The organism is Achromobacter ruhlandii (assembly GCF_902859695.1).
GTDB classification, from domain to species: domain Bacteria; phylum Pseudomonadota; class Gammaproteobacteria; order Burkholderiales; family Burkholderiaceae_B; genus Achromobacter; species Achromobacter ruhlandii.
This window is the reverse complement of record NZ_CADIJL010000001.1, coordinates 98,083-122,465: the sequence shown is the minus strand read 5'-3', so window position 1 is coordinate 122,465 and position 24,383 is coordinate 98,083. Positions and strand designations below refer to the sequence as shown.

The 24,383-nt window shown below is 67.5% G+C and carries 23 protein-coding genes; 8 read left to right on the top strand and 15 right to left on the bottom strand.

Annotation, left to right across the window (positions count from 1 at the left end):
• The first annotated feature begins 2 nt into the window (after positions 1 to 2).
• From HV742_RS00520 to HV742_RS00510, 3 genes are all read left to right on the top strand, one after another.
• Complete coding sequence (locus HV742_RS00520) at positions 3 to 1,526, top strand: efflux transporter outer membrane subunit (protein WP_175144288.1); 1,524 nt, start codon at positions 3 to 5, stop codon at positions 1,524 to 1,526.
• Between the two features lie 383 nt (positions 1,527 to 1,909).
• Positions 1,910 to 3,046 carry a C45 family autoproteolytic acyltransferase/hydrolase gene (locus HV742_RS00515; protein ID WP_175144287.1) on the top strand — a complete coding sequence of 379 codons (1,137 nt, stop codon included), beginning with the start codon at positions 1,910 to 1,912 and terminating at the stop codon, positions 3,044 to 3,046.
• A gap of 73 nt (positions 3,047 to 3,119) precedes the next feature.
• On the top strand, positions 3,120 to 4,682 hold the full coding sequence (locus HV742_RS00510; RefSeq protein WP_175144286.1) for an ABC transporter substrate-binding protein: 1,563 nt from the start codon (positions 3,120 to 3,122) through the stop codon (positions 4,680 to 4,682).
• A gap of 439 nt (positions 4,683 to 5,121) precedes the next feature.
• On the opposite strand, the gene HV742_RS00505 is transcribed toward HV742_RS00510, so the two are convergent.
• The 7 genes from HV742_RS00505 to HV742_RS00475 all read right to left on the bottom strand — a co-directional run bounded on the left by HV742_RS00505 (position 5,122) and on the right by HV742_RS00475 (position 12,945).
• Positions 5,122 to 6,681: an ABC transporter substrate-binding protein gene (locus HV742_RS00505; protein ID WP_049071993.1), complete on the bottom strand. Its 1,560-nt coding sequence runs from the start codon at positions 6,679 to 6,681 to the stop codon at positions 5,122 to 5,124.
• A gap of 189 nt (positions 6,682 to 6,870) precedes the next feature.
• Positions 6,871 to 7,491, bottom strand: coding sequence for a GntR family transcriptional regulator (locus HV742_RS00500; protein ID WP_049071990.1), 621 nt, complete (start codon positions 7,489 to 7,491; stop codon positions 6,871 to 6,873).
• A 90-nt stretch (positions 7,492 to 7,581) separates the two neighbouring features.
• A complete protein-coding gene (locus tag HV742_RS00495) occupies positions 7,582 to 9,237 on the bottom strand; it encodes an ABC transporter ATP-binding protein (RefSeq protein WP_175144285.1) in 1,656 nt (551 codons plus the stop codon).
• Positions 9,234 to 10,055 carry an ABC transporter permease gene (locus HV742_RS00490; protein WP_049071983.1) on the bottom strand — a complete coding sequence of 274 codons (822 nt, stop codon included), beginning with the start codon at positions 10,053 to 10,055 and terminating at the stop codon, positions 9,234 to 9,236. The genes HV742_RS00495 and HV742_RS00490 overlap by 4 nt, the downstream gene beginning before the upstream one ends.
• Positions 10,052 to 10,996, bottom strand: coding sequence for an ABC transporter permease (locus HV742_RS00485; protein ID WP_006393367.1), 945 nt, complete (start codon positions 10,994 to 10,996; stop codon positions 10,052 to 10,054). The genes HV742_RS00490 and HV742_RS00485 overlap by 4 nt, the downstream gene beginning before the upstream one ends.
• Before the next feature lie 58 nt (positions 10,997 to 11,054).
• The gene (locus HV742_RS00480; protein WP_059269488.1) at positions 11,055 to 11,918 is read right to left on the bottom strand and encodes an alpha/beta hydrolase family protein; all 864 of its coding nucleotides are present in this window, start codon (positions 11,916 to 11,918) and stop codon (positions 11,055 to 11,057) included.
• A gap of 601 nt (positions 11,919 to 12,519) precedes the next feature.
• The gene (locus HV742_RS00475; RefSeq protein ID WP_047992161.1) at positions 12,520 to 12,945 is read right to left on the bottom strand and encodes an Lrp/AsnC family transcriptional regulator; all 426 of its coding nucleotides are present in this window, start codon (positions 12,943 to 12,945) and stop codon (positions 12,520 to 12,522) included.
• A 292-nt stretch (positions 12,946 to 13,237) separates the two neighbouring features.
• Here HV742_RS00475 and HV742_RS00470 point away from each other — a divergent pair, with 292 nt between their 5' ends.
• Positions 13,238 to 15,394, top strand: coding sequence for a TonB-dependent receptor family protein (locus HV742_RS00470; RefSeq protein WP_175144284.1), 2,157 nt, complete (start codon positions 13,238 to 13,240; stop codon positions 15,392 to 15,394).
• Positions 15,395 to 15,448: 54 nt separating this feature from the next.
• Here HV742_RS00470 and blaAXC read toward each other — a convergent pair whose 3' ends face one another.
• Complete coding sequence (gene blaAXC / locus HV742_RS00465; protein ID WP_254600898.1) at positions 15,449 to 16,345, bottom strand: AXC family carbapenem-hydrolyzing class A beta-lactamase; 897 nt, start codon at positions 16,343 to 16,345, stop codon at positions 15,449 to 15,451.
• Positions 16,346 to 16,445: 100 nt separating this feature from the next.
• On the opposite strand from blaAXC, the gene axcR reads away from it, so the two are divergent.
• Positions 16,446 to 17,330, top strand: a complete 885-nt coding sequence (axcR, locus tag HV742_RS00460) for a putative beta-lactamase transcriptional repressor AxcR (protein WP_175144282.1) — start codon at positions 16,446 to 16,448, stop codon at positions 17,328 to 17,330.
• Positions 17,331 to 17,360: 30 nt separating this feature from the next.
• On the opposite strand, the gene HV742_RS00455 is transcribed toward axcR, so the two are convergent.
• A complete protein-coding gene (locus tag HV742_RS00455) occupies positions 17,361 to 18,272 on the bottom strand; it encodes a DUF808 domain-containing protein (protein WP_054417575.1) in 912 nt (303 codons plus the stop codon).
• Positions 18,273 to 18,438: 166 nt separating this feature from the next.
• On the opposite strand from HV742_RS00455, the gene HV742_RS00450 reads away from it, so the two are divergent.
• The gene (locus HV742_RS00450; RefSeq protein WP_175144377.1) at positions 18,439 to 18,747 is read left to right on the top strand and encodes a DUF1272 domain-containing protein; all 309 of its coding nucleotides are present in this window, start codon (positions 18,439 to 18,441) and stop codon (positions 18,745 to 18,747) included.
• An 84-nt stretch (positions 18,748 to 18,831) separates the two neighbouring features.
• Here the strand turns inward: HV742_RS00450 and HV742_RS00445 are convergent, their stop codons facing one another.
• The 3 genes from HV742_RS00445 to HV742_RS00435 all read right to left on the bottom strand — a co-directional run bounded on the left by HV742_RS00445 (position 18,832) and on the right by HV742_RS00435 (position 19,867).
• Positions 18,832 to 19,185: a gamma-glutamylcyclotransferase family protein gene (locus tag HV742_RS00445; RefSeq protein ID WP_049071971.1), complete on the bottom strand. Its 354-nt coding sequence runs from the start codon at positions 19,183 to 19,185 to the stop codon at positions 18,832 to 18,834.
• Between the two features lie 173 nt (positions 19,186 to 19,358).
• Complete coding sequence (locus HV742_RS00440; RefSeq protein ID WP_049071968.1) at positions 19,359 to 19,616, bottom strand: hypothetical protein; 258 nt, start codon at positions 19,614 to 19,616, stop codon at positions 19,359 to 19,361.
• Between the two features lie 47 nt (positions 19,617 to 19,663).
• Positions 19,664 to 19,867 carry a cold-shock protein gene (locus HV742_RS00435; protein WP_049071966.1) on the bottom strand — a complete coding sequence of 68 codons (204 nt, stop codon included), beginning with the start codon at positions 19,865 to 19,867 and terminating at the stop codon, positions 19,664 to 19,666.
• A gap of 440 nt (positions 19,868 to 20,307) precedes the next feature.
• Here HV742_RS00435 and HV742_RS00430 point away from each other — a divergent pair, with 440 nt between their 5' ends.
• Positions 20,308 to 20,763 (top strand): hypothetical protein, encoded by a 456-nt coding sequence (locus HV742_RS00430; RefSeq protein WP_175144281.1) that lies wholly within the window; start codon positions 20,308 to 20,310, stop codon positions 20,761 to 20,763.
• A 16-nt stretch (positions 20,764 to 20,779) separates the two neighbouring features.
• On the opposite strand, the gene HV742_RS00425 is transcribed toward HV742_RS00430, so the two are convergent.
• Positions 20,780 to 21,139, bottom strand: coding sequence for a hypothetical protein (locus HV742_RS00425; RefSeq protein ID WP_054417573.1), 360 nt, complete (start codon positions 21,137 to 21,139; stop codon positions 20,780 to 20,782).
• 167 nt (positions 21,140 to 21,306) lie between these two features.
• On the opposite strand from HV742_RS00425, the gene HV742_RS00420 reads away from it, so the two are divergent.
• On the top strand, positions 21,307 to 22,071 hold the full coding sequence (locus HV742_RS00420) for an SDR family oxidoreductase (RefSeq protein WP_063583005.1): 765 nt from the start codon (positions 21,307 to 21,309) through the stop codon (positions 22,069 to 22,071).
• Positions 22,072 to 22,123: 52 nt separating this feature from the next.
• Here HV742_RS00420 and phbB read toward each other — a convergent pair whose 3' ends face one another.
• Positions 22,124 to 22,864 carry an acetoacetyl-CoA reductase gene (gene phbB, locus HV742_RS00415; RefSeq protein ID WP_054417571.1) on the bottom strand — a complete coding sequence of 247 codons (741 nt, stop codon included), beginning with the start codon at positions 22,862 to 22,864 and terminating at the stop codon, positions 22,124 to 22,126.
• A 39-nt stretch (positions 22,865 to 22,903) separates the two neighbouring features.
• On the bottom strand, positions 22,904 to 24,244 hold the full coding sequence (locus tag HV742_RS00410) for a CitMHS family transporter (protein ID WP_100505516.1): 1,341 nt from the start codon (positions 24,242 to 24,244) through the stop codon (positions 22,904 to 22,906).
• Positions 24,245 to 24,383: the final 139 nt, after the last annotated feature.

The window sequence follows — 24,383 nt, the reverse complement described above, 5'->3', positions numbered from 1 at the left end:
CGATGTCCCTCCGTCTCCCGACCCCGGCCTGGCGCCTGGCCACCCTGCCGCTGTTGCTGGCGCTGGGCGCCTGCGCCTTCGCCCCCGATAGCAAGCCGCCGGCGATGGCGCAGCCCGCGCAATACGGCGTCGAAGCGCTGCCCGCCGCCGGCGCGCCGGCGCAGGGCGTGGCGCAGCGTTATGCGCGCGACGGCCGTCCGGTGCCCGAATGGTGGAAACGCTTTGGCTCGGACGCGCTCAACGCCATGGTGGAAGAAGGCCTGGCCAACAGCCCGGACCTGGCCGCGGCCGAGCGCAATCTGGCCGGCGCGCGCGAACAGTTGCGCGGACAGGTCAATTCGTCGCTGCTGCCATCGGTGGATGCCGGCGCCGACGTTTCGCGCAAGCGCGCGCTGACCATGCCGAACCTGCCGCAACCCACGGCGCTCTACAACGTCTTCACCGGCCAGGTCCAGGCCAAGTACGACCTCGACCTGTTCGGCGCGGCGCGCTTCGAGAACGTGTCGCGCGCGGCCCAGGTGGAACAGCAGGCCTATCAGCTCGAATCGGCGCGCCGTTCCCTGGCCGGCAACATCGTCACCGGCGCCATCACCTCGGCGTCGCTGGCCGAGCGGGTGGCGTTGACCGAAAAGCAGGTGGTGCTGGCGCGCCAGGTGGCGCGCGACACCCAGCGCCGCTACGAACTGGGCTCGGCCTCGCAGAACGACGCGCTGCAGGCCGACCAGGACGCCGCCACGCTGGAAGCCTCGCTACCGGGCCTGCGCGCGCAATGGCAGGCCACGCGCCACGCGCTGGCGGTGCTGATGGGCCGCAGCCCGGATCAGGCCCCGCCGGACCTGGCCTTCGCCATGATCGCGGTGCCCGAGGAGGTGCCGGTGCTGGTGCCGTCCGAACTGCTGGCGGCGCGGCCCGACATCCACGTCGCCGAGGCCGTGCTGCGCGCGGCGGCGGCCGACGTCGGCGTGGCCACGGCGCAGTTGTTCCCCAGCCTGTCGCTGTCGGCGTCGATGGGCAAAGGCGGCTTCAGTTGGCCAACGGCGCTGTCGGGCGCGGGCTCGATCTGGGCGGTGGGCGCGTCGCTGACGCAGCCGATCTTCCACGGCGGCGCGCTGCTGGCCGAACGCAGCGCCGCCAAGGAGCGCTATGAGGCGGCGGTGCTGCAATACAAGCAGACCGTGCTGACCGCCTTCCGCGACGTGGCCGACACCCTGGCGCAACTGGAGGCGGACGGGCAGGCGCTGGCCTCGGCAGAGGCCTCGCGCCGGGCCGCGGAGCAGTCGCACCGCAACACCGCCAACCGCGTGCGCCTGGGCGCGCTGGCGCCCTACACCGCGTACGCCAGCGAACAGCATTACGTCGCGGCGCGGGTGCGGGAAGTGGAATACGCCAATGCCCGCCTGACCGAGACGGCGGCGCTGTTCCAGGCGATGGGTTCGCCGGTGCGCGCGCCGCAGGCGCCGGGGCACCGGGCCAACGAAGGTGCGGCGGCCAGTCCGCAAGCGGCTCAAGCTCAGCAGCAGCAGTGACCGCTACGCCGCGCTGCCCGCGCGGCGCCCACAGGCCCCCGACGCCTACGGCGCGGGGGCCTGTTCCTTGATGCGGGAAGCGAGCACCACGGGGTCGATGCGCCGCTCTCCCCCGCAACAGCGCCGTACCCGTCCTTGCCCGGTCTTGTTGAGCCCGATCGCCGGGAAGGTCACCGGCAGCGCGCCCAAGGCGCCCCCCGAAGCCCCCGAGTGTCCCACCGGACGCGGACGGTGTCCGTGCCGGGCAGCCGCCGCGAGCCAGGTCCGCGTCTGCGCTCCATCTCCGGGCAAACCCTCGGTAATATTGGCGCCAAAATAAGCTAATATTTTTGCAACATTCTCCCCTTCCCCGACCTCACGGCGCCGCGCGCCGCTATCCGTCCATGACCCAGATCACCCAATTCCCGTTCGTATCGGTCTCCGGTACCCCCGAGGCCCGTGGCCGCGCCTATGGCCAGCAGGCCGCCGACCGCGTGCGCAAGAGCGCCGCCATGTACGGCCAGACGCTGGTCGATCTGGGTTACGACGCCATGGCGCGCACCCGCCTCATCGAAAGCTTCGCCCGCGAGATCGAGAACTTCGCACCGCACTATCTAGAGGAAATGCGCGGCATCGCCGCCGGCGCCAAGGTGCCCTTCGAAGACATCGTGATGGTCAACGCCCGCACCGAAGTCATCGCCAAGGCCCGCGCCGAAAAGAAGAAAGCCGCCGAACTCGAACCGGGCGACGGCTGCACCGGCGCCCTGATCCTGCCGACCCGCTCGGCCAACGGCCGCCTGATCCATGGGCAGAACTGGGACTGGCGCGCCGAATGCGCCGAGACCGCCATCGTGCTGCGCGTGCGCAACGACAACGGCCCGGACATCCTGACCTTCGTCGAGGCCGGCGGACTGGCCCGCAGCGGCCTGAACAGCGCCGGCGTGTCGATCACCGCCAACTACCTGGAATCCGACCGCGACTTCCGCCAGTTGGGCGTGCCGCTGTCGCTGATCCGCCGCAAGGTGCTGGAGCAGGAACACTTCGCGCTGGCCATCAAGGCCGTCAGCACCACCCAGAAGTCGTGCTCGAACAACATCATGATCGGCATGGCCGCCGGCTTCGGCGTGGACTACGAGTGCACCACCGATGAAGCCTTCCCGATCTACCCGGGCGCCGACGACCTGATCGTGCACGCCAACCACTGGGTCAGCGAAGTCGCGCTGGGCAAGCTGCGCGACACCGGCCGCGCCAGCACCCCGGAAAGCGCCTACCGCGACTGGCGCGTGCGCCGCCTGCTGAACGAGAAGGACAAGCTGACGCGCGAAGACCTCAAGCGCGCGCTGTTCGACGACTTCGGCACGCCCTACTCGGTCTGCCGCCCGCCGCGCCCGGGCAGCCACGACAACCTGTCGGCCACCGTCGCCATGGTCGTCATGGAGCCGGCCGCCGGCCTGATGGAAGTGGCGCCGCTGCCGGCGCTGAATCGCACGTTTACCCGCTACAGCCTGGACGCCGAGCCCGAACTGCTGGCCGCGGCCTGATCTCTGCCAGTCCCCTGAACTGTTGGCGGCGGCCGGATGCCCGGCCGCCCGCGCCCTCCCTGGAAACGCATCGATGACAATCAAACTCCTGAACACCGCGATTGCCCTGGCGCTGGGCGCGCTGAGCGGATCAGCCTGGGCCCAGGCGCCCGCGCCGCTGCGCATCTCGTTCACCGCCGACATCCGCTCGACCGAACCCGGCGTGAACCGCGACAGCAACAGCGACGCGGTGGTGCTGCACGTCGTCGAGGGCCTGGTGGCCTACGGCGAGGATGCCGAGGTCCGCCCGCTGCTGGCCGAGTCCATCGACATCAGCCCCGATGGCAAGACCTACACCTTCAAGCTGCGCCAGGGCGTCAAGTTCCACAACGGCGCGCCGCTGACCTCGGCCGACGTGCTCTGGACCTGGCAGCACTACACCGCCGCCAACGCCGGCTGGCGCTGCGCCAGCGAATTCGATGGCCGCGGCACCGTCAAGGTCACCGGCGTCGAGGCGCCCGACGCCCAGACCGTGGTCTACCACCTGGAAAAACCCAGCAGCCTGTTCCTGGCCTCGCTGGCGCGCGCCGACTGTGGCGGCACGGGCATCCTGCAGAAGGCCTCGGTCAAGGCCGACGGCAGCTGGGACAAACCCATCGGCACCGGCCCCTTCGCCTTCGCCGAATGGAAGCGCGGCGAATACGTGCGCCTGACCAGGTTCGCCGACTACGCCAACCGCGACGGCAAGCGCGACGGCTACACCGGCTCCAAGCGCCCCCTGGTCGATGAAGTGCGCTTCGTCATCGTGCCCGACGACTCCACCGCCAAGGCCGCCCTGCAACGCGGCAACATCGACATCATCGAGGACGTCTCCAACAACGACGTGCCGGTGTTGCAAGGCACCCCCAACGTCAAGGTCGCCTACGCGCCCGTCATGAGCATGACCGCGCTGCTGCTGCAGACCAGGGACCCGCTGCTGTCCAATCCCAAGATCCGCCAGGCCCTGGCCCACGCCATCGACTACGACCAGTTGGCCGCCGCCGTCACCGAAGGCCTGGCCAAGCCCAACAACTCCATCGTCCCGCTGGTCTCGCCGTACCACGACGCCACCCAGAAGGAAGGCTGGAAATACGACCCGGCGCTGGCCCAGAAGCTGCTCAAGGAAGCCGGCTACAAGGGCCAGGAGATCGAGCTCATCACCACCAAGCGCTACCCGCAGTCGTACAACTCCGCCGTCATCATCCAGGCCATGCTGCAGGCCGTCGGCATCAACGCCAAGCTGTCCGTGTCCGAATGGGCCACCCAGCTCGACCGCTACAACGCCGGCACCTACCAGATGATGACCTTCCCGTACTCCGCCCGCCTGGACGCGGCGCTGAACTACGAAATGGTCACCGGCGACAAGGCCAAGCAGCCGCGCAAGGTCTGGGACAACCCCGACGCCCAGAAGCTCCTGGACGCCGCCTCGGTCGACACCGACCACGCCAAGCGCCAGGCCGCCTTCGACCAGCTGCACAAGCTGTTCCTGGCCGACGTCCCCAGCATCCCGCTCTACAACGGCCTGGACATCGGCGCCTTCCGCAGCGATATCAAGGGCTACACCCCCTGGGCCGTGAAGAAGCCGCGCGCCTGGGAAGTGGAGCGCGTGGCGAAGTAACCCGCGCAACGCCAAGCAAAGAGGCCGCGAAAGCGGCCTCTTTGCATTGCAAATAAACAGCGGCAGCCCCAGCCCACGCGCAGCGCCAACCCCAACCGCAAGACACCACGCAAGCTCAAAAAGGCCGCCCGCGCGGCCGCCTTTGCGCGGGCCCCGCAAGACTCGCCCCCACCCTCCGTTGCATCCAGGTACCCCAAGCAAAAAAAACCGCCCCGGCAACCGTCAAGCTTCAACGGTCGAGTCCGGGGCGGCGTTGGCCTGGCGTGCGCGGGGCGTGTAGATGCGCCCGAGGGAATCTGAAGGAACAGCCGCAGGCTGTGACGAAGATGACAACGGGGAAGTCCGGAGCGAACGCTCCGGACCGCAATCGTAGCCCCGCGCACGCCAGGCCAACGCCGCCCCGGACGGCACCAAAAAGAGACCGCCCGAAAAAAGCGACTTACTTGCCAACGATCTTAGTCTCCCAAGCCCGCGGCTTCCCCTCCCAAACCGAAAACCCCTGCACCCGCTTGTTGGTCGCCCAAGCATCCGCCCCGTTATAAAGCACCAACAAAGGCGTCTGCTCCAGCATCAACGCATGCAGCTGGTCAAACAGCTTCTGCCGCTTCGCCGGATCCGACTCCAGGAAGCTCTCGTCGATCAGCTTCTGCGCCTCGGGATCATCCCAGACCTTGCGCGGCTGCTTGCTCTTGTCGCCCGCGAACTGCTCGAAACTCAACGCCGGATCGATCCGCGACGAGAACGTGAACGAACTGATCTGGTACTTGCCCGTGTTGTAGCGGTCCAGCTGCGTGGCCCACTCCAGCACCTCGATCTTGGCGTTGATGCCCACCGCCTGCATCATCGCCTGCGCGATCACCGCCACCTGATAGCTCGGCACATGCGCGCGCTTGTTGGCGTAGATCACGATCGGCTCGCCCTTGTAGCCCGCTTCCTTGAGCAACTGCTGCGCGCGCGCCGGATCGTACTTGTAGGTGCGCTTCTCGGCCTCCTGGTAGTAGGCCGACCCCGCGTACACCGCGGAGTTGTTCAACTGCCCCAGGCCCTCGGAAGCCGCCGCCACCACCTGCGGAATATCCAGCGCCGCCGCGATCGCCTGGCGCAGCTTGACGTTCTTGAGCACCGGATCCTGCGTCTGGAACAGCAGCGTGTGCTTGGTGGCGTCGTGCGGGCTCATCACCGACACCGCCGCATTGTTCTTCAGCTCGGCCACGTCGGTGATGGTGATCTGGCTCGCGTCAATCGCGCCCGACACCAGGCCGGCCTTGGCGGTCGACGGGTCCGGCACCACCAGGAAGCGGACCTCGTCGGCCAGCGGACGCTTGGCGCCGACGTAGCCGTCCGGCTTGTCGCCCGCGCCGGGCGACACGTAGTCCTTGAACGCCGTCAACAACACGTACTCGCCGCGCTTCCACTCCTTGAACTGGTACGGGCCGGTGCCGACCGGCTGCTTCCAGGAGCCATCGGCGTTGACCGAATCCTTGCTCAGGATCGCCGTCATGCCACAGTCGGTGCGCGCCAGCGAATCGAGAAACACCGCCGACTTGCGGTCGATCTTGATGACGACCGTTTGCGCGTCCGGCGCGGTCACGTCCGTGACCTTCAGGCCGTTGCGGCCGTCGAAGTCGCTGCGGCAGCGCCAGTCCGTCTTCGGATCCATGTAGCGCTGCCAGCTCCACAGCACGTCGGCCGATGTCAGCGTGGCGCCATTGTGGAACTTGACGCCGTCGCGCAGCTTGAAGGTATAGGTCAGGCCGTCTTCGGACAGGTCGACCGACTTGGCCAGCAGCGGCGCCACCGTGCCGTTCTCCCGGTAACCAACCAGGCCCTCGACCATGTTCAGCACCACGCCGTCGGTGGTGTTGTCGCGGTTCACGCCGGGATTGGTCGAGCGAATGTCGGCCGGCTGGGCGATGGTCAGGGTGGCGGCCTGGGCCGCGCCCGCGGCGGCCAGGGCCAGGCTGAGCGCGAGCGCTCGGGAAACAGGAAGGTGGTGCATTGTGGAAATCCCCCGGGGGCATGCGGCGCCGGATTCATAACTATATTGGCGCCAAAAATAGCCGCCCATTATGAAGACTTGCGGCTGGGGCGGTATCCGGGGTATCCCTGAAAGCGGCCCCGAAATGACCGCGGCGGCCTCCTTTTCAGGAAGGCCGCCGCGTGGGGGGTGACGATCAGGCGGGGCGAGTCAGGAAATGTCCTGCCCGACGTGCTGGGCGATGATCTTCTGCAGGCGTTTGACGTCGCGCGCTTCCAGCGCCTCGACCATGTCGAAGTGCTCGCGCGCCGAGATCTCGATGCGCGAACGCGTCACCCATTCCTTGGCGGGGGCCGCCGGGCCGCGCGCCCGGGTTTCCTGGATCAGCGCCGCCAATTCGCGGTTGGAACACATGTCGTACATCCCGGCGTGGAACGCCAGGTTGACCTCGTACTGCTCCAGCAGGGTGCCGTCCTGCAGCAGCTTGGAAAACCGCTCGGCCAGCGCGCGCAGGGCGCGCACCTTGGCCGCCGTGACGTTGGGCATCAGGTCGGCCGCCGCGCCGGTTTCCAGCAGCACGCGGATGTCGCGGATCTGCAGGTGCTGATCGGGGTCCATCGTATAGACGTGATAGCCCCGGTTCGGGATGTGTGCGATCAGTCGCTTGGCGGTCAATTGGTCAAGCGCCCGCCGCACGTCCAGGCGCTTGGCGCCGTAACGTTCCTGCAGATCGATCTGTTTCAGCCACGCGCCGGGGCCGTATACCCCCGACTGAATATCCAGGGCAATACGGTCAACCAGGCCCGGCTGTGTCGCCGCCGCTTTCGGCATGGACCACTCCCGTGAATCAAATCCAAACCGCGTATTTTATGCATAAGTCCGCGCCGCAACGGAACTCCCGCCCGGCGTGGACCCGTCCCCTCAAGCGGTGGCCCGCGTCGGCTCCGGCTGGTCCAGCCGCCAGCGCAGGCGCACGCCGCCGGTTTCGGTCGACTCCAGCGCGGGAATCGCCGACAGCAGGCTGCGGGTGTATTCCTCGCGTGGCTGGTCGAACACCGTGTCGCGCGTGCCCTGCTCGACGATGCCGCCGTCGCGCATCACCACCACGCGGTCGGCCACCTGCTCCACCACGCCCAGGTCGTGGCTGATGAAGAGGCACGAGAATCCGTGGCGTTCCTGCAGGTCGGCGAACAGGTCCAGCACCTGCGCCCGCACCGTCACGTCCAGCGCCGACACCGGCTCGTCGGCGATGACGAAGGACGGCCGCCGCACCACCGCGCGGGCGATGGCCACGCGCTGGCGCTGGCCGCCGGACAGTTCGTGCGGAAAGCGCTTGGCGTATTCCGAGCCCAGGCCGACTTCGGCCAGCACTTCGTCGACGCGACGGCGCTTGTCGGCGGCCGGCATGTCGACCAGCATGCGCAGGCCCTCGCCCACCAGCTCGCCGATGGTCATCCGCGGGTCGAGCGACGAATACGGGTCCTGGAACACCATCTGGCAGTTCAGGCGGTAGTCGCGCCAGGCCGGCGAACGGCGGCTGACCGGCTGGTCACGGAACAGGATCTGCCCGGAGGTCGGCGCCAGCAGGCCGGCGATGGCGCGGCCCAGCGTGGTCTTGCCCGACCCCGAGCCGCCCACCACCGCCACCACTTCGCGCGGCTTGACCTGCAGGTCGATGCCATTGAGGGCGCGCTTGGCGCCGGTGCGCGAGAACAGGCGCTGGTGGCCGGCGTAGTCGACCACCAGGTTCCTGACCTCGACGATCGGCGCTTCCTGGATCGGCGGACGCGCCGGCAGGCGGCGCGGCATGGCGTCCAGCAGCTTGCGGGTGTAGGGATGCCGCGGGCGCTCGAGGATGCCGGCGGTGGTGCCGGTTTCCAGCACCTTGCCATGCTGCATCACCACCATGCGTTCGGTATAGCGCGCCACCATCGGCAGGTCGTGGCTGATCATCAGCACGGCGGTGTTGTGCTCGCGCGTCAGGTCGACCATCAGTTCCAGCACGTCGCGCTGCACCACCGCGTCGAGCGCGGTGGTGGGCTCGTCGGCGATCAGCAGCGCCGGCTCCAGCAGCATCACCGAGGCCAGCATCATGCGCTGGCGCATGCCGCCCGAGAACTCGTGCGGCCAGGCTTCGACGGCGGCCTTCGGATCGCGGATGCCGACGCGGCGCAGCATCTCCAGGATGCGTTCGCGACGCTGTGCCGTCGACAGGTCGCGGCGGTGCAGCTTGAGCCCTTCGTCCAGCTGGCGCCCGATGGGCATGGACGGGTTGAGCGAGGTCATGGGTTCCTGGAACACCATGCCGATGCGCGCGCCGCGCAGCTTGCGCAGCGCGGCCGGGCTGGCCTGGGTGACTTCCACGCCCTCGAAGCGGATCGAGCCGCCAGCCACCACCAGCGGCGGCGGCGTCAGGCCCATGATGGCGCGCGCCGCCTGGGTCTTGCCGCTGCCGGACTCGCCGACGATGCCGACCATTTCGCCCGGCGCCACCTCGAAGGACACGCCGCTGACGATCTCGCGACCGCCGCGGCCCACAGTCAGGGACAGATTCGATACGGTAACCAGTGCGCTCATTGCACGCCCCTCATGCGGGGATCGAGACGGTCACGCACCGCGTCGCCCAGCAGGTTGATCCCGAGCAACGCCAGCGCGATGGCCAGGCCCGGAAGAATGGAAAGATAGGAGGCCTGCGCCATGAACGGCCGGGCGGCGGCCAGCATGTTGCCCCAGGTGGGCGCCGGCGGCGGCACGCCCAGGCCCAGGAACGACAGTGCGCTTTCCGCCAGGATCACCCAGCCGAACATCGAGGTCGCCAGCACCGTCAACGGCGCGACGCAGTTGGGCAGCACGTGGCGCACCATGGTGTAGAGCTCGGAGTTGCCCAGCACGCGCGAGGATTCGATGAATTCCTTCTCGCGCAGCGACAGCACCGTGCCCCGCACGATGCGCGTCACCGATGGCGTATAGGCCAGGCCCAGCGCCAGGATGATGCCGTACTTGTTGGCGCCGACCACCGCCAGCAGGCCCAGCGCCAGCAGCAGGCCGGGGAAGGCCAGCAGGGCGTTGTTGAAGGCCATGATGATGCGGTCGGTCCAGCCGCGCACGAAGCCGGTCAGGGTGCCGACAATGGTGCCGGCGATGATGGCGAAGCCCACCGTCAGCAGGCTGATCCAGACGCTGCTGGACGCGCCGGCCAGCAGGCGCGACAGTTCATCGCGGCCGAACTCGTCGGTGCCCAGCAGGAAGTCGCCGCCGGGCGGCTTGAGCCGCGCCACGAAGTTGATCTTGAGCGGGTCGTGCGGCGTCCAGAAGGCGCCCATGATGGCCGCGACGAGCATCGCCGCCACGATCACGCCGCCTATCAGCGCGTTAGCTGCAATTCGCTTTTTCATTCGGCGGTCACTCTCGGGTCGAAGATGGGATAGCAGAGGTCGATCAGCAGGTTGACGATCACGTAGATCACGCCGACGAACAGCAGGCAGCCCTGGATCACGGGGTAGTCGCGGGCGAAGATCGAATCCACCAGCAGCCGGCCCAGGCCGGGAATGGTGAACACGGTTTCGACCACGGCGATGCCGCCGAGCAGGTTGCCCAGCACCAGGCCGATCAGGGTCCAGGTGGGGCCGAAGGCGTTGCGGAAGGCGTGGCGCATCAGTACCGCGGATTCCGACAGGCCCTTGGCGCGGGCGTGGGTGATGTAGTCCAGCCGCAGCACTTCCAGGGTGCTGGCGCGCGCCATGCGCATCAACACGCCGATCTCGTGCAGGAACAGCGTCAGGATCGGCATGGCCAGGTACAGCAGGCCGGCCTTCCAGTCTTCGCCGATCGACACGTAGCCCACCACCGGCAGCCATTGCAGCTTCAGGCCGAAGAAGATCAGCAGCAGCAGGCCGAGCCAGAAGGTGGGAATGGACACCAGCAGCGTGGCGGTGCCGACCAGGATCAGGTCGGGCGCCTTGTTCTGCTTCCAGGCGGCGATCATGCCGGCGGGCACGGCCACCAGGGCGGCGAACAGCACGGCCACCAGCACCACGCGGCCGCTGATCAGGAAACGGTCCCACACCAGCGGCAGCACGGGCTGGCCGGTGTTGATGGACGAACCCAGGTCGCCGTGCAGCATGTTGCCGAACCAGATGCCGAACTGGGTGGGCCAGGTCTGGTCCAGGCCCAGCCGCGCGCGCAGGTCGGCCAGGGCCGCCGGCGTGGCCAGGTCGCCCAGCAGCAATTGCGCGGGGTCGCCCGGAATCAGGCGGATCATGACGAACACCGCCACCGCCACGATCAGCAGTGTGGGAATGGCCATGACGATACGGGATAGCGCGAAACGCAGCATGGCCCTCTCCTATCGCGGCAGGCAGGCGCTCGCGCGCCCGCCCATCGGGTTGTGGACGTTATTCATTGCGCAGCTTGCGCAGTTCGGCGGCCAGGAAGTCCTGCACCTGGCCGACGCACTTCAGGCCGTCGTGCGGCACGTTGTCGACCACGTCCAGCACGGCCTTGACGCCAGCCGCCTCGAACGAGCGGCGCAGCGATTCCAGGCGCTCGGGGCGCGTGGCGCCCGCGGAGTTGGCCCCGGGCATGAAGAACTTGCCGCCTTCGCGGTGGGTGATTTCCCAGGTCTCCAGGTCGGCCTTGCCGACGATCATGTGCACCGCGACCTGGCGCAGGGCCTCGATGTCCACGGCTTTGCCGAAGCGGGCTTCGGCGTCGCGCACGCCGACCCACCAGTCCTGGCTGGGGTCGAGCAGCGTGACGGAGCCGGGCGCGCCGATCGAGACGGCCCACAGGGTTTCGGGATGCAGCAGGGCGTAGCGGTTGACGAACTGGCCGCCGCCGGAATAGCCGAACAGGGCGAAGCGGGAGAAGTCGCGGCCGAATTTCTCGCCGACTTCGGCGACCATGCCTTGCAGGATGTGGTCGTAGCGGATGTCGCCTTCGCGCAGTTGCTTGAAGCCGTCGCGGTTGCCGTCGCCGAGCGGGCTGACGGGGAACAGCGGGCACAGCACGATGCAGTCGTTCCAGCGGGCGAACTCGGCGAAGGCGTCGCGGTATTCGACGAAAGCGCGGCCGGTGCCGTGCATGATGACGACCAGCTCCATGGGGTGTTTGGCCTGGTCGATGTGCGGGGGGACGTACATGCAGTACGAGAAACGCGGGTCGATGCGCGAGGCGAAGACGGTGCTGTGGCCGAGGTCGTAGATGGCGCGGGCGCGGGCGGCGTCGGGGGCCAGGGCGGGTGCTGCGGTGGACTGCATGGTTTCCTCGATTCCCGGGCGGGGTGTGCCGGGGGGGGTGTTGCGGGCGGGGGATGTTTGACTAAATTGGCGCCAATTTTAGGAACCAGGTTTGGGTTGGGGCAAGCGGGGGGAATCCCTAACGGGTGGTTCGTGACGTTGCCCCGGGAGGGATGGGTCGGGCGGTTAGGGCTGTGGTTCTTTTGACGCGTGGTGACCGGGCCGGGCGGAGGGCGGGGCTACGATTGCGGTCCGGAGCCTTCGCTCCGGACTGCCCCTTCCTCATCTTCGTCCAGGCCTTCGGCCTTCCCTTCAGATTCCGTCGGGCGCATCTACACGCCCCGCCCTCCGCCCGGCCCGGCCACCCCGCTGCGTCAGCGCGTTTCGAGACGCCGCCGGGATGTGTCACGTGCTTGGGCTTCGTGGCGACGTTGTGTGGAGTAGGAAGATCTTGCGGGGTCGCCCAAGGCGGCCGCGCAGGCGGCCTTTTTGGGCGTTCGGTGGTGCGGCGTCGGCGTCCGGGTTTGCGGAGATGACGTAGGCGTCGTCAACAGGAAGGGCAGAGACAAGAGCGGCGATTTTGCGCTCTGGGAGGGACGGTCACAAAGATGGGCGGCGGGGCTCAATCGAGCTTGTAGCTTTTCAGGTGGATGCTGGTTTCCGTGGCGGAGATGGCCTTGATGAGACGGACGCGGTCCAGGACGCGGGACATTTCCTCGATGTTGGCCACGCGCAGTTCGGCCAGCAGGTCCCAGCGGCCGTTGGTGTCGTGCAGGGCGACGACGGCGGGGTCGCCCAGGAGGATGCTGACGACGCGGCGGGTTTCGTTGCCGTCGACGGCGATGTTCATCCAGGCACCGATCTGGTCGGGTTGGGATTCGGGGCGCAGCCGGACGGTGTAGCCGACGATGATGCCCTCGTCTTCCATGCGGGCGATGCGGTTGTTGATGGTGCCCCTTGATACGTCGAGCTTCTTGGCCAGGGTCGCGACGGTTGCGCGAGCGTCGGCGCGCAACAGACCCAGCAATTGCTGATCGAGTGTGTCCATGATTGTTCCAGCTAAAAATTGGCGCCAATTTCACATCTTATACGGATTCGACGCGATGCTGGCGCGCGCTGTCTGGCGCACGGGCCTGCCGGCCGTGGCGTGTTTTTGCCACGACCCCAATTTACCGCGTTTAGATTGGCGCCAATTTTTGATATATTTCGGGCCGGTCGGGCAAGGTCCGACTCGGCTCGTGCGCGCCCCTGGCAGTCGTCCGCGCCGAACCAGTAAAGATTCTCAATGTGATTGACGCTCGTATTAATGACGCGCGCCCTCCCCGCTTCCTGGACTTCCGATGCCGATTCCTTTTCCCCCGCGACGCCTGACGCTCGCGCTGGCCATGCTGACGCTGGCCGCCCACAGCCAGGCGCAGACCGCGGCAGACGCCGCGCCCGCCGACAACACCCTGGGCGCGATCAGCGTCGTGGGCGACTGGCTGGAAAATCCGAATGAGGAGAAGGTGCTGGAACACGGCGGCGCGCGCACCATCATCGAGCGCTCGTCGTTCCAGGACACCGGCGCGACCAATGTGCGCGACGTCTTGCGCCGCGTGCCGGGCGTGCAGGTGCAGGAAAGCAATGGCACGGGCGGCAGCGATGTGTCGCTGAACGTGGGCGTGCGCGGGCTGACCTCGCGCCTGTCGCCGCGCTCGACCATTCTGATGGACGGCATTCCGCTGGCGGTGGCGCCCTATGGCCAACCGCAGCTGTCGATGGCGCCGGTGTCGCTGGGCAACCTGTCGGCGGTGGACGTGGTGCGCGGCGCCGGCTCGGTGCGCTATGGCCCGCAGAACGTGGGCGGCATCATCAACTTCGTGACGCGCGCGATTCCGCGGGACTTCACCGCCGACGCCACGGTCGAGACCGACATGTACAGCCACGGCGGCGTGAAGACCTCGCCCAGCGCATTCATCGGCGGCACCAACGAACGTGGCCTGGGCGGCGCACTGCTTTATTCCGGCACGCACGGCAACGGCTTTCGCGAGAGCAACGATCGCGTGGACATCGATGACGTGATGCTCAAGGGCACCTATCGCATCGGCGCCGACGACAGCGTGTCGGCCGCGCTGCATCACTACGAAGGCCGCGCCGGCATGCCGGGCGGGCTGACCGCCCGGCAGTATTCCGAGGATCCGTTCCAGTCCACCCGGCCTTACGACAACTTCACCGGCCGCCGCACCGACGCCTCGTTCCGCTACAACCACGATGACGGCATCAACAAGTTCGAGCTGCTCACCTACTACACCGACAGCTTCCGCGGCAGCAGCATCGAGACCGAGGGCACCGGCGCCAACGCCGGCAAGCGCCGCCTGACGTTCAACCCGCGCAACTATCACACGTTCGCGATCGAGCCGCGCTATTCGCGCCTGTTCCGCGGCGCCAGCGTGACGCAGGAAATCAGCGTGGGCTACCGCTACCTGAAGGAAGCCAGCGACGAACGCGCCTCGCGCACCGCGTTCTACGTGCCGGACAGCGGCTTCGACGCGCTCGATGCGCCCAATCCGCAGTACCAGTACCGCACCGGCGGCACCACGGCGCATGCGGTCTACATCGATGACACCATCAACGTGGGCAACTGGACCATCACGCCGGGCCTGCGCTACGAATTCATCGACTCGTTCCTGAACGACAAGTCCAATCCCGCGGCCAGGACCCATACCAGCATCAAGTCCGAAGAACCCCTGCCCTCGCTGTCGGTGGTCTACCACGTCAGCGAACAATGGAGCGTGTTCGCCAACGCCGGCCAGTCATTCGGCCCGCTGCAGTACTTCCAGATCGCCTCGACCACCAACGGGCTGCACCCGGAGAAGGCCACCACCTATGAAGTGGGCACGCATTTCAATGGCGGCGGCTGGAAGGGCGAACTGACGCTGTTCAACATCGACTTCGACGACGAACTGCAGTTGCGCGGCGGCACCAACGGCGGTTCGGACGCCTGGACCAACCTGGGCGCCACCCGCCACCGCGGGCTGGAAACCGGCCTGTCGTACGACCTGGGCGAACTGACAGCCGCGCTGTCGGGCCTGTCACTGTACGGCACCTATACCTACACCCAGGCCACTTACAAGGCCGGCGTGTTCGAGGGCCGCGACCTGCCCTTCTATTCGCGCAACGTGGCCTCGCTGGGCGCGCGCTACACGCGCAACCAGTGGACCTTCAACGTCGATACCTTCCTGCAGTCCAAGCAGCGCTCGCCCGGCGCCCCCGATCCCGGCGCCCGCTACCAGACCGAGGAAAGCGCCAACGGCGCCTATGGCGACATTCCGGGCTACGGCACGGTGCACGTGCGCGCCGCCTACGACTTCGGCAAGCAGATGCACAACCTGAACATCGCGCTGGGCGTGAAGAACCTGTTCGACAAGCGCTACTTCACGCGTTCCACCGACAACAACGCCGGCAAGTACGTGGGCATGCCGCGCACGGTGTACCTGCAAGCCTCGCTGGCGTACTGAGGCATCGCCCCCGGGTCGGGCGCCACGCCGGCGGCGTGGCGCCCGACCCGACGGCTAGCCCAATGCCGCCACCAGCCTGCCGACCTCGGCGATGCAGCGGTCGCGCTCCTCCATCGGCACCGCGGTGGTTTCCAGATAGGCCGCGATGATGATCGGCGCCGCGCCCGGCGGCTGCGCAAAGCCGGCGTCGTTACAGCCCACCTTCGAATAGGTGCCGGTCTTCTCGCCGATTCTCCAATCCGCCGGCATGCCGGCGCGCAGGCGCTTGCCGCCCGTCGTGTTGGCCAGCAGCCAGGATTGCAATTGCTGCCGCGATTGCGGCTTGAGCGCGTCGCCGAACAATAGCGTGTCCAGCGTGCGCGCCATGGCCCGCGGGGTGGTGGTGTCTTGCGGCTCGCTCGGATGCGGGCGGTTCAGTTCGGGTTCATAACGATCATGACGCGTGACGGTATCGCCCAGGCCGCGCAGGTAGCGGGTCAGGGCCTGCGGGCCGCCATAGCTCTTGTGCATGAGGTTGACCGCCGCGTTGTCGCTGGTGGTGATCGTCGCTTCACAGAGTTCGGCCAAGGTCATTCCTCGCGGCCCGACATGCAGCCGCGTGACCGGCGAATACTCCTGCACATCGGCATCGGTGATCGGGATGCGGCGCGACAGCTGATCCTCGCCACGGTCGGCCCGCGCCAGCACATAGGCCGCTGACAGCGTCTTGAAGGAACTGAGCATCAGGAAACGTTCGTCGGCGCGATAGCCGGCGGCCTGCCCGCTGCCCACGTCGAGCAGGGCCACGCCCAGCCGGCCACGGCTGGCCGCCTCCAGCTTGGCCAGGGCCTGTTGGAATGTCGCGAGACTGTCGCGCGTCCATCGAGTTTTCTTATCCGTCGTGGCGCGCGCCAGGGCGGGCATCCCGCCGGCCAGCACGGCCAAGGCGATGAAGGTTCTTCTTGTCAGCAAGGCGTTCTCCTTTAAAAACGCTTGCATCCTAGAGGCTGGACGGCGCGGCCAACAAACGGGAATAATTGTGGCCATCCCATAGAAAAACTAATGCGTCGCCGTGGACCTGCCTCTTAACGCCCTGAGGGCCTTCCAAGTGTCGGCGCGACACCTGAGCTTCACGCGCGCCGCGCAGGAACTGAACCTGACGCAGGCGGCCGTCAGCCAGCACGTCAAGAACCTGGAGGCGCGGCTGGGCGTGGCATTGTTCCGGCGCGTGCCACGCGGCCTGGTGCTGACGGACGAGGGCCTGGCGCTGGTGCCGGTATTGTCTGAATCATTCGACCGGATCACCTCCGCGCTGCAGGGCTATCGCGGCAAGGTGCGGCGACAGGTCCTGTCGGTGGGCGTGGTGGGCACGTTCGCGGTGGGCTGGCTGCTGCCCCGGATGCGCGATTTCCAGGCGCGCCATCCGCACGTGGATCTGCGCGTGTTCTCGAACAACAATCGTGTCGACCTGGCCGCCGAGGGCCTGGACCTGGCGATACGGTTCGGGGATGGCAATTGGCATGGCATCGATGCGCAGCCGCTGTTGTCGGCGCCCCTGTCGCCGGTCTGCGCTCTCGCCCTGGCGCCGCGCCTGCGCGCACCGCGCGACGTGCTGCGCGAGCCGCTGCTGCGATCCTATCGACCGGATGAATGGCCCGCCTGGTTTGCCGCGGCCGGCCTGGAGCCCCCGCTGGTGCAGGGGTCGATGTTCGATTCCTCGCTGGTATTGGCCGACGCGGCCGCGCAGGGCGCCGGCGTCGCCCTGCTGCCCACGCGCCTGTTCGAGCGCGAATTCCTGTCGGGCCGGCTGGTGCGCCCGTTCGCGCTGGAAGTGGAAACCGGGCAATACTGGCTCACCCGCATCGCCAGCCGCCGTCCGACGGCCGCCATGCAGGCATTCGGCGCGTGGATGCACGATGCGCTGAGCGCCTGGCCGCAGGCGGCCACGGCGGGCTGAGCCGGCGGCCCGCGACGGAACCGCGGCGCCCTACTTGCCCAACAAGCGCTTGACGCCGCTGACCACGCCCAGCGCCACCGCGCCGGCGGCGATGCCGAACAGGGCGCTGAGCAAGGTCGACACCAGCGGCGGCAACAGGCCGCCGCCGCTGGCGGCCGCGACATGCTCGATGGCCGTGCCCACCGGCGCGATGCCATGCGTCAGGATGCCGCCGCCCACCATGAACATGGCGGCAGTGCCCACCACTGACAAGGTCTTCATCAGGTAAGGCGCGGCCGCCACGATGCGCTTGCCGAGGGCGGCGACCAGCGCGGCGCGACGGCCGCTCAGGTACAGGCCCAGGTCGTCCAGCTTGACGATGCCGGCCACCAGCCCGTAGACGCCCACCGTCATGACCAGTGCGATGCCGGCCAGCACCACCGTCTGGCGCAGCAGATCGGCGCCGGCCACCGCGCCCAGGGTGATGGCGATGATCTCCGCCGACAGGATGAAGTCGGTACGCACCGCGCCCTTGATCTTGTCGCGCTCGAACGCCACCATGTCCACCGCCGCGTCCTGCAGGGCCTCGGCGCGGGCCGCATGATTGCCCTCGACCGTGTCGCCGTGCGGCAGGAATTTGTGCGCCAGTTTTTCCACGCCCTCAAAGCACAGGAACAGGCCGCCGGCCATCAGCAGCGGTGTCACCGCCCAGGGCGCGAAGGCGCTGATCACCAGGGCCGACGGCACCAGGATCAGCTTGTTGATGAGCGAGCCCTTGGCCACCGCCCACACGACCGGCAGTTCGCGATTGACCGGCACGCCCGAAACCTGCTGCGCATTCAGCGCCAGGTCGTCGCCCAGCACGCCGGCGGTTTTCTTGGCCGCCACCTTGGTCATGACGGAGACGTCGTCCAGGATGGTGGCGATGTCGTCGAACAGTGCGAAGAAGCTGCTGCCGGCCATGGCGGTTTCCGCAAAGGGGGAGATGCCCGAGTGTACAGGCGTCCGCCGGCCTGGAAAGGCGCCCCTCACATGACCGTTTCCGCCCGTTACCTGTCCGCGCACGGCGTCGGCGCGGCGCGCCGGGGCGGGTATGCTGGCCGGAATCGCCCTCTTCAAGGAAACCGCCATGCTCGAATTGCGCCCCAACTGCGAACATTGCGACGCCGACCTGCCGCCCGCCTCGACCGAAGCCCGCATATGCAGCTTTGAATGCACCTTCTGCGCGCGCTGCGCCGACCAGGTGCTGGGCAACGTCTGCCCCAATTGCGGCGGCGGCTTCGCGCCGCGGCCGGTGCGGCCGGCCACGGACCGGCGCAACGGCAATTTCCTGGGCAGGTATCCGGCCAGCGGCACGCGCAAGCACCGGCCCGCCGACCTGGCCGCCCACGCCCTGCTGCGGCAGGCGCTGCGGGACATCGCCGCGCAGGACCGCTAATACGCCAGGTCGACGCCGCCCCCCCCCCCGCGCGGGCAGGCGCGCCGGCTCGGTCCTAAGGTCTGAGGCCGCGCGGACGCCGCGTCAGGCCTTGATATACACCCAGGCGTGCACGCCGGACTTGAGCAGCACCGAAACGCGCTTGTAGTCAGACACTTCGTAGCGGTCGGCGGCTTCCAGTTCCTGCTGCGTGATCTCGAACACCATGCCCGGCACCTCGTCCTTGGGATCGTAGCTGGCGTAGACGATGGGGTGGCGCGCCAGGCCGCTGGTCTTGATCACCTCGGGATCGGTGATGTCGACCCAGCGCTGCACATAACCCGTCATGGCGTCCGCGCGGCCAGTGAGCTCGCGGCCGAAATTGGCGCGTTGCACCGCCTTGTCCTGCAGCGTGCCGTAGGAAAACAGCAGGACGTGGGTTTCGTTCGATTCAGGCACCTTTGTGTCCTTAAGGAAATTTCATGTTCTCCACTCTACCTCACCCCGTGATATCCGGCGGATCTTCGCCTATGGGACGGACCGGCAGCCAACACAAAGGCCGCCCGCTTGCGCCAGGCGGCCATGTCATCAACCAGTAGCCGTTAACCGCGACTTCGCGCCGTGCCCCTGGTTCACCCCGGCCGGGGATGCGCGTCGACCACGGTGCGTCCGTGGTGGATGGCGGCATCCACCGCCATGCTGGGGCTGTAGACGAATCCGCCCGATGCGAACAACGGCACGGCGTAGGGTTCGCCCAGCCGGTCCTGATCGCCCGCCAACTCCACCGCGACGGTCGCCGTGAAGGCGGGACGGTCCGATCCGCCCACCGAAACGCGGGATACGCTCGCGGTCAGCCGATAGCCTTTGTAAACCATGTTGTTGTGAAGCATAAGCCCCCCGTCGATAAGTAAAAGGCCCGCTTGCGCGGGCCCTTCATTTACATCGCGCGGATCTGGGTCGCGTGCGGACCTTTCGCGCCCTGCGCGGTCACATAACTGACGCGCTGGTTTTCAATCAGCGCCTTGTGACCGTCCCCGACGATTTCGGAAAAATGGGCGAACAAATCCTTGCCGCCGTTCTCGGGCATGATGAAGCCAAACCCTTTGGCATCGTTGAACCATTTGACGATTCCGGTTTCCATGAGCCATTCCTTTTAGATGGCGGGCATAGCCCGCGAAGTGAACCAGCGAAGTGAGCCAGTCAAGGAAAGGACGGCGAACAATGCGGCGCCCCGCGAGGGGAGCAATACCGGACGATGATCACGATGCTCGAAAAGCTTCAATCCCACTATGGGTGCTGGACACGCCAAAGTCAACCAACGTTTCCAAATAGCACCCCGGTTACGCGGCAAACATCGGAATTGCCCCGTCCCCACCCGGGAACGTCCGGATTTCGGGCAATTCCGCGCTTTCGCGTAACACCTGGCGTGTTTTCCCTCGCGCGCACGACAAAGCGCGTATGCTGTCCCGATGGTGCTTGACCGCGCGACCCTCGCCGCATCGCCATGCACAGGAGCACGGCCATGACCTCGCATCATTTCCGCATCAACCGCCCCAGCCACGGCTTTTCGGCAGCGCGCGCGTGAGCGCGTTCAAGCGGTCTATCGCGCGTTTCGCCAACGCCTGCGTCAAATTGCTGCCACGGCCCTCGACCCCGCCCATCAGCCCCCCGCCGCGCGATGCTTCGCAGGGCGCCAGCGTCCTCCGCCCCGCTCATGCGGCGATTTCATCGCCGTGGCGCATCTACCGCATCTATGCGCGGCCGGGACACCTGCTGATCCGCAACGAGCATGGCGAAATCCACGACCTTGGCGTCATGAAGGGCAGCGAGCCCAACCTCAGCTATCGCCTGTACGCGAGGAACCTCAAGGGACAGGGCTTCGCCACGCGCACGCAATTGCTCGACGATATCGCTCACAGAATCGAGGCCGGCGAAGTGGGACGCGAATTGTTGTCCCTGCCCGCGTGCAGCATGCCTCTCGGGGCCGACCTCGACCGCGGTTCGCACACCGACGTTTCGATGAAGCTGACGCGCTAGCGGCCAGCGGATGCGGCTAGAAATCGGGCATCCGCTGCAGGCAGACGTTCACCACGCCCATTACCTGATCGCGCAGTTTGTCGGCCTCGGGGCCGCTGGCCTGGGTCGCCAGCAGCTGGTCATAGCGCAGGAAGTCCTTTTCCGGGACTTTCGATTGCAGGCCATCCAGCACGCATTGGCAATAGCCCTTGGACTTGGCATCCACCGTGCTGGCGGGAATGGTGGCGGGCGCCTTGGCCTTGAAACCCTGCAGGCAGGAGCTGTAGGTGGCGCGTTGCACCTCGGGCGGATACTCCGCCTTCTTGCCGCACGCGGCCAGGAGCAGCAACACCGCTGCACTCGCGCCCAGGGCGCGGCGGGTACGGAAGACTGGCATGGCGTTCCTTCGCATTCAATGGGCCAGCGCCGATTTTGGCATGGCCGGGGCGGGGCCGCACCTGGCGCTTGGCGGACGCGCAACGGCCTGGCAGCAAGAACCGGATAGCCGGCGCGGCGCGCCACGCCTATCGTTCCCGGGTCCTCTCTTTCACACAAGGAACGATCATGCGGCAACTGACCGGCAAAGTCGCCATCATCACCGGCGCGAGTTCAGGCATCGGCTACGAAGCGGCCAAACTGTTTGCCCGCGAAGGCGCCAGGCTCGTCGTGGTGGCGCGGCGACAGGCGGAACTGGACCAACTGGTGGCGGCCATCGAGGCCGAAGGCGGCCAGGCCGCGTCCCTGGCCGGCGATGTGCGCGATGAGGCCGTCGCCGACGCCGCCGTGACCCTGGCGGAAAGCCGCTACGGCGGGCTGGATATCGCTTTCAACAATGCCGGCATGACCGGACAGGCGCAACCGCTGCACCAGGTCTCGCCCGAGGAATGGCGCCAGATCCTCGACACCAACCTGGGCAGCGCTTTCCTCGGGGCGCGCCACCAGATTCCGGCCCTGCTGCGGCGCGGCGGCGGCTCGCTGATCTTCACGTCCACCTTCGTCGGCCACACGGCCGGCTTTGCCGGCATGGGCGCCTACGCCGCCAGCAAGTCGGGCCTGATCGGCCTGGTGCAGGCCATCGCCACGGAATACGGCGCGCAAGGCATCCGCGCCAACGCCCTGCTGCCGGGCGGCACCGACACCGCGATGGGCCGCGCCTCGATGCCATCGCAGGAAGCGCGCCAATACGTCGAAAGCCTGCATGCGCTCAAGCGACTGGCCGCGCCACGGGAAATCGCGCAATCCGCGCTGTACCTGGCGTCGGACGCCTCCAGCTTCACCACCGGCACGGCATTGCTGGTGGATGGCGGCGTGTCGATCCATCGCGGATAGGCACGTCCGGGAATGAGCATGGCGGCGGCCCGTGCGTTTGTTCCTGGCCGCCTCAGCTCATGTAAACACCGCCGTTGATCGCGTAATTGGCGCCGGTCACGAACGCCGCCTCGTCCGACGCCAGCCAGGCGCACAGCCCGGCCAGGTCCTTGGCGGTGCCCAGGCGGCCCACCGGCACGCTTTCGATGATGCGATCCAGCAGCGCCGGCGGAAACGCCTTGACGGTGTCGTCGGCGATGAAGCCCGGCGACACCAGGTTGACGGTGACGCCGCGCGCCGCCACTTCCTGCGCCAGCGAGCGGGTGAAGCCGATCACCGCGCCCTTGGCGGTGGCGTAGTTGATCTGGCCGATCTGGCCTTTCTCGGCGGCGACCGAGCCGATGTTGATGATGCGGCCCCAGCCGCGCTCGGCCATGCCGTCGACCACCTGCTTGGTGCTGTTGAACAGCGTGTCCAGGTTGCTGCGCAGCACCGCCGACCAGTCGGCGTGGCTCATCTGGCGAAAGCGCATGTCGAGCATGGCGCCGGCGTTGTTGACCAGCACGTCGATCTCGCCGACCTCGCGCCGCACCTTGGCGAAGGCCGCCTCGGTCGAGGCCCAGTCGGTGGCGTCGCCTTCCGAGGCGATGAAGTCGTAACCCAGCGACTTCTGTTCCTTCAGCCAGTGGTCCTTGCGCGACGAGCGCGGCCCGCAGCCGGCGATGACGCGGTGACCGGCACGGTGCAGTGCCTGGCAGATCGCGGTGCCCGTGTGGCCCATCCCGCTGGTGACGTAAGCAATGCGCAAAGCCATGAACGTTCTCCTTTCAAGAAACGCGTAGAGGCGCGGCCGTCAGGCGACGGAACCGACCAGGGGGAACAGGCCGAACGCCAGCGCGGCCGCCAGCATCACCAGGCATACCATCGTGGCCCACTTGAGCGAATAGCGCTGGTGGTCGCCAAACTCGACGCCCGCCAGGCCCACCAGCAGGTAGGTCGACGGCACCAGCGGGCTGAGCAGGTGCACCGGCTGGCCGATCAGCGAGGCGCGCGCCATTTCCACCGGCGAGATGCCATAGCCTTGCGCGGCTTCGCTCAGGATCGGCAGCACGCCGAAGTAGAAAGCGTCGTTCGACATGAAGAAGGTGAACGGCAGGCTGACCAGCGCGGTGATGCCGGCCAGGTACGGCCCGAGCGCGTCGGGGATCACCGCCAGCAGGCTGCGCGACATGGCTTCCACCATGCCCGTGCCCGACAGGATGCCGGTGAAGATGCCCGCCGCGAAGATCAGCGACACCACCGACAGCACGTTGCCGGCGTGTTGCGCCACGCGGCGGCGCTGCTCGGCCAGGTTCGGGTAGTTGATGATCAGGGCGATCGCGAAGGCGATCATGAACAGCACCGGCAGCGGCAGCACGCCCATCACCAGGCTCACCATCAGCGCCAGCGTCAGGCCAGCGTTGACCCACAGCAGCCTGGGACGGCGCAGGTCGTGGTCGACCTCGATCTCGGGCAGGTTCTTGGGGCCGTCCTCGTCGTAGCCGGCGTGCAGCGAGGCGCCGTCGGGCAGCGACAGCACGCCCAGGCGGCGGCGTTCGCGCAGGCCCAGGAAGAAGGCCAGGATCAGGATCGCGACAATGGCCACACCCATCACCGGCACCAGCGGCACGAAAATGTCGCCGGCGTCCACGTGCAGCGCGCTGGCGGCGCGCGCCGTCGGCCCGCCCCACGGCGTCAGGTTCATGACGCCGCTGGCCAGCATCGCCAGACAGGTCATGGACAGCGCGTTCATCTTCAGGCGGCGGTACAGCGGCAGCATCGAGGCCACCACGATCATGTAGGTGGTGGAGCCGTCGCCGTCCAGTGAGATCACCAGCGCCAGCACGGTGGTGCCGACCACGATCTTGAGCGGATCGCCCTTCACGGCGCGCAGGATGCGGCCGACGATGGGGTCGAACAGGCCGGCGTCGATCATCACGCCGAAGTAGAGGATGGCGAACATCAGCATGACGCCGGTGGGCGCGATCTTGCGGATGCCATCGAGCATCATCTTGTCGATGCCGGCGCCGAAGCCGCCGAGCAGGGCGAAGAGGATGGGGACGAGGATCAGCGCCACCAGGGGCGAGAGGCGCTTGGTCATGATCAGCGTCATGAACGTGATCACCATGCCGAAGCCAAGCAGGGTCAAAAGCATGAGGGGGTATCTCCGGGCTCGTTGTTATTTGCACGCCGGTGGGGCGCTGGGGCGGAAGACTAGGAAGAAAAGCTGTCTGGAACCTGTCGTTTTTGGGCACGGCACACCAGGATCGTGCGCGACGTCCTGCCCCCATTGA

Bases quoted from the DNA above. Each gene is read 5' to 3' on its own strand.
- HV742_RS00520 (WP_175144288.1), top strand. From the start codon at position 3: ATGTCCCTCCGTCTCCCGACCCCGGCCTGGCGCCTGGCCACCCTGCCG.
- HV742_RS00515 (WP_175144287.1), top strand. From the start codon at position 1,910: ATGACCCAGATCACCCAATTCCCGTTCGTATCGGTCTCCGGTACCCCC.
- HV742_RS00510 (WP_175144286.1), top strand. From the start codon at position 3,120: ATGACAATCAAACTCCTGAACACCGCGATTGCCCTGGCGCTGGGCGCG.
- HV742_RS00505 (WP_049071993.1), bottom strand. From the start codon at position 6,681: ATGCACCACCTTCCTGTTTCCCGAGCGCTCGCGCTCAGCCTGGCCCTG.
- HV742_RS00500 (WP_049071990.1), bottom strand. From the start codon at position 7,491: ATGCCGAAAGCGGCGGCGACACAGCCGGGCCTGGTTGACCGTATTGCC.
- HV742_RS00495 (WP_175144285.1), bottom strand. From the start codon at position 9,237: ATGAGCGCACTGGTTACCGTATCGAATCTGTCCCTGACTGTGGGCCGC.
- HV742_RS00490 (WP_049071983.1), bottom strand. From the start codon at position 10,055: ATGAAAAAGCGAATTGCAGCTAACGCGCTGATAGGCGGCGTGATCGTG.
- HV742_RS00485 (WP_006393367.1), bottom strand. From the start codon at position 10,996: ATGCTGCGTTTCGCGCTATCCCGTATCGTCATGGCCATTCCCACACTG.
- HV742_RS00480 (WP_059269488.1), bottom strand. From the start codon at position 11,918: ATGCAGTCCACCGCAGCACCCGCCCTGGCCCCCGACGCCGCCCGCGCC.
- HV742_RS00475 (WP_047992161.1), bottom strand. From the start codon at position 12,945: ATGGACACACTCGATCAGCAATTGCTGGGTCTGTTGCGCGCCGACGCT.
- HV742_RS00470 (WP_175144284.1), top strand. From the start codon at position 13,238: ATGCCGATTCCTTTTCCCCCGCGACGCCTGACGCTCGCGCTGGCCATG.
- HV742_RS00455 (WP_054417575.1), bottom strand. From the start codon at position 18,272: ATGGCCGGCAGCAGCTTCTTCGCACTGTTCGACGACATCGCCACCATC.
- HV742_RS00450 (WP_175144377.1), top strand. From the start codon at position 18,439: ATGCTCGAATTGCGCCCCAACTGCGAACATTGCGACGCCGACCTGCCG.
- HV742_RS00440 (WP_049071968.1), bottom strand. From the start codon at position 19,616: ATGCTTCACAACAACATGGTTTACAAAGGCTATCGGCTGACCGCGAGC.
- HV742_RS00435 (WP_049071966.1), bottom strand. From the start codon at position 19,867: ATGGAAACCGGAATCGTCAAATGGTTCAACGATGCCAAAGGGTTTGGC.
- HV742_RS00425 (WP_054417573.1), bottom strand. From the start codon at position 21,139: ATGCCAGTCTTCCGTACCCGCCGCGCCCTGGGCGCGAGTGCAGCGGTG.
- HV742_RS00420 (WP_063583005.1), top strand. From the start codon at position 21,307: ATGCGGCAACTGACCGGCAAAGTCGCCATCATCACCGGCGCGAGTTCA.
- phbB (WP_054417571.1), bottom strand. From the start codon at position 22,864: ATGGCTTTGCGCATTGCTTACGTCACCAGCGGGATGGGCCACACGGGC.
- HV742_RS00410 (WP_100505516.1), bottom strand. From the start codon at position 24,244: ATGCTTTTGACCCTGCTTGGCTTCGGCATGGTGATCACGTTCATGACG.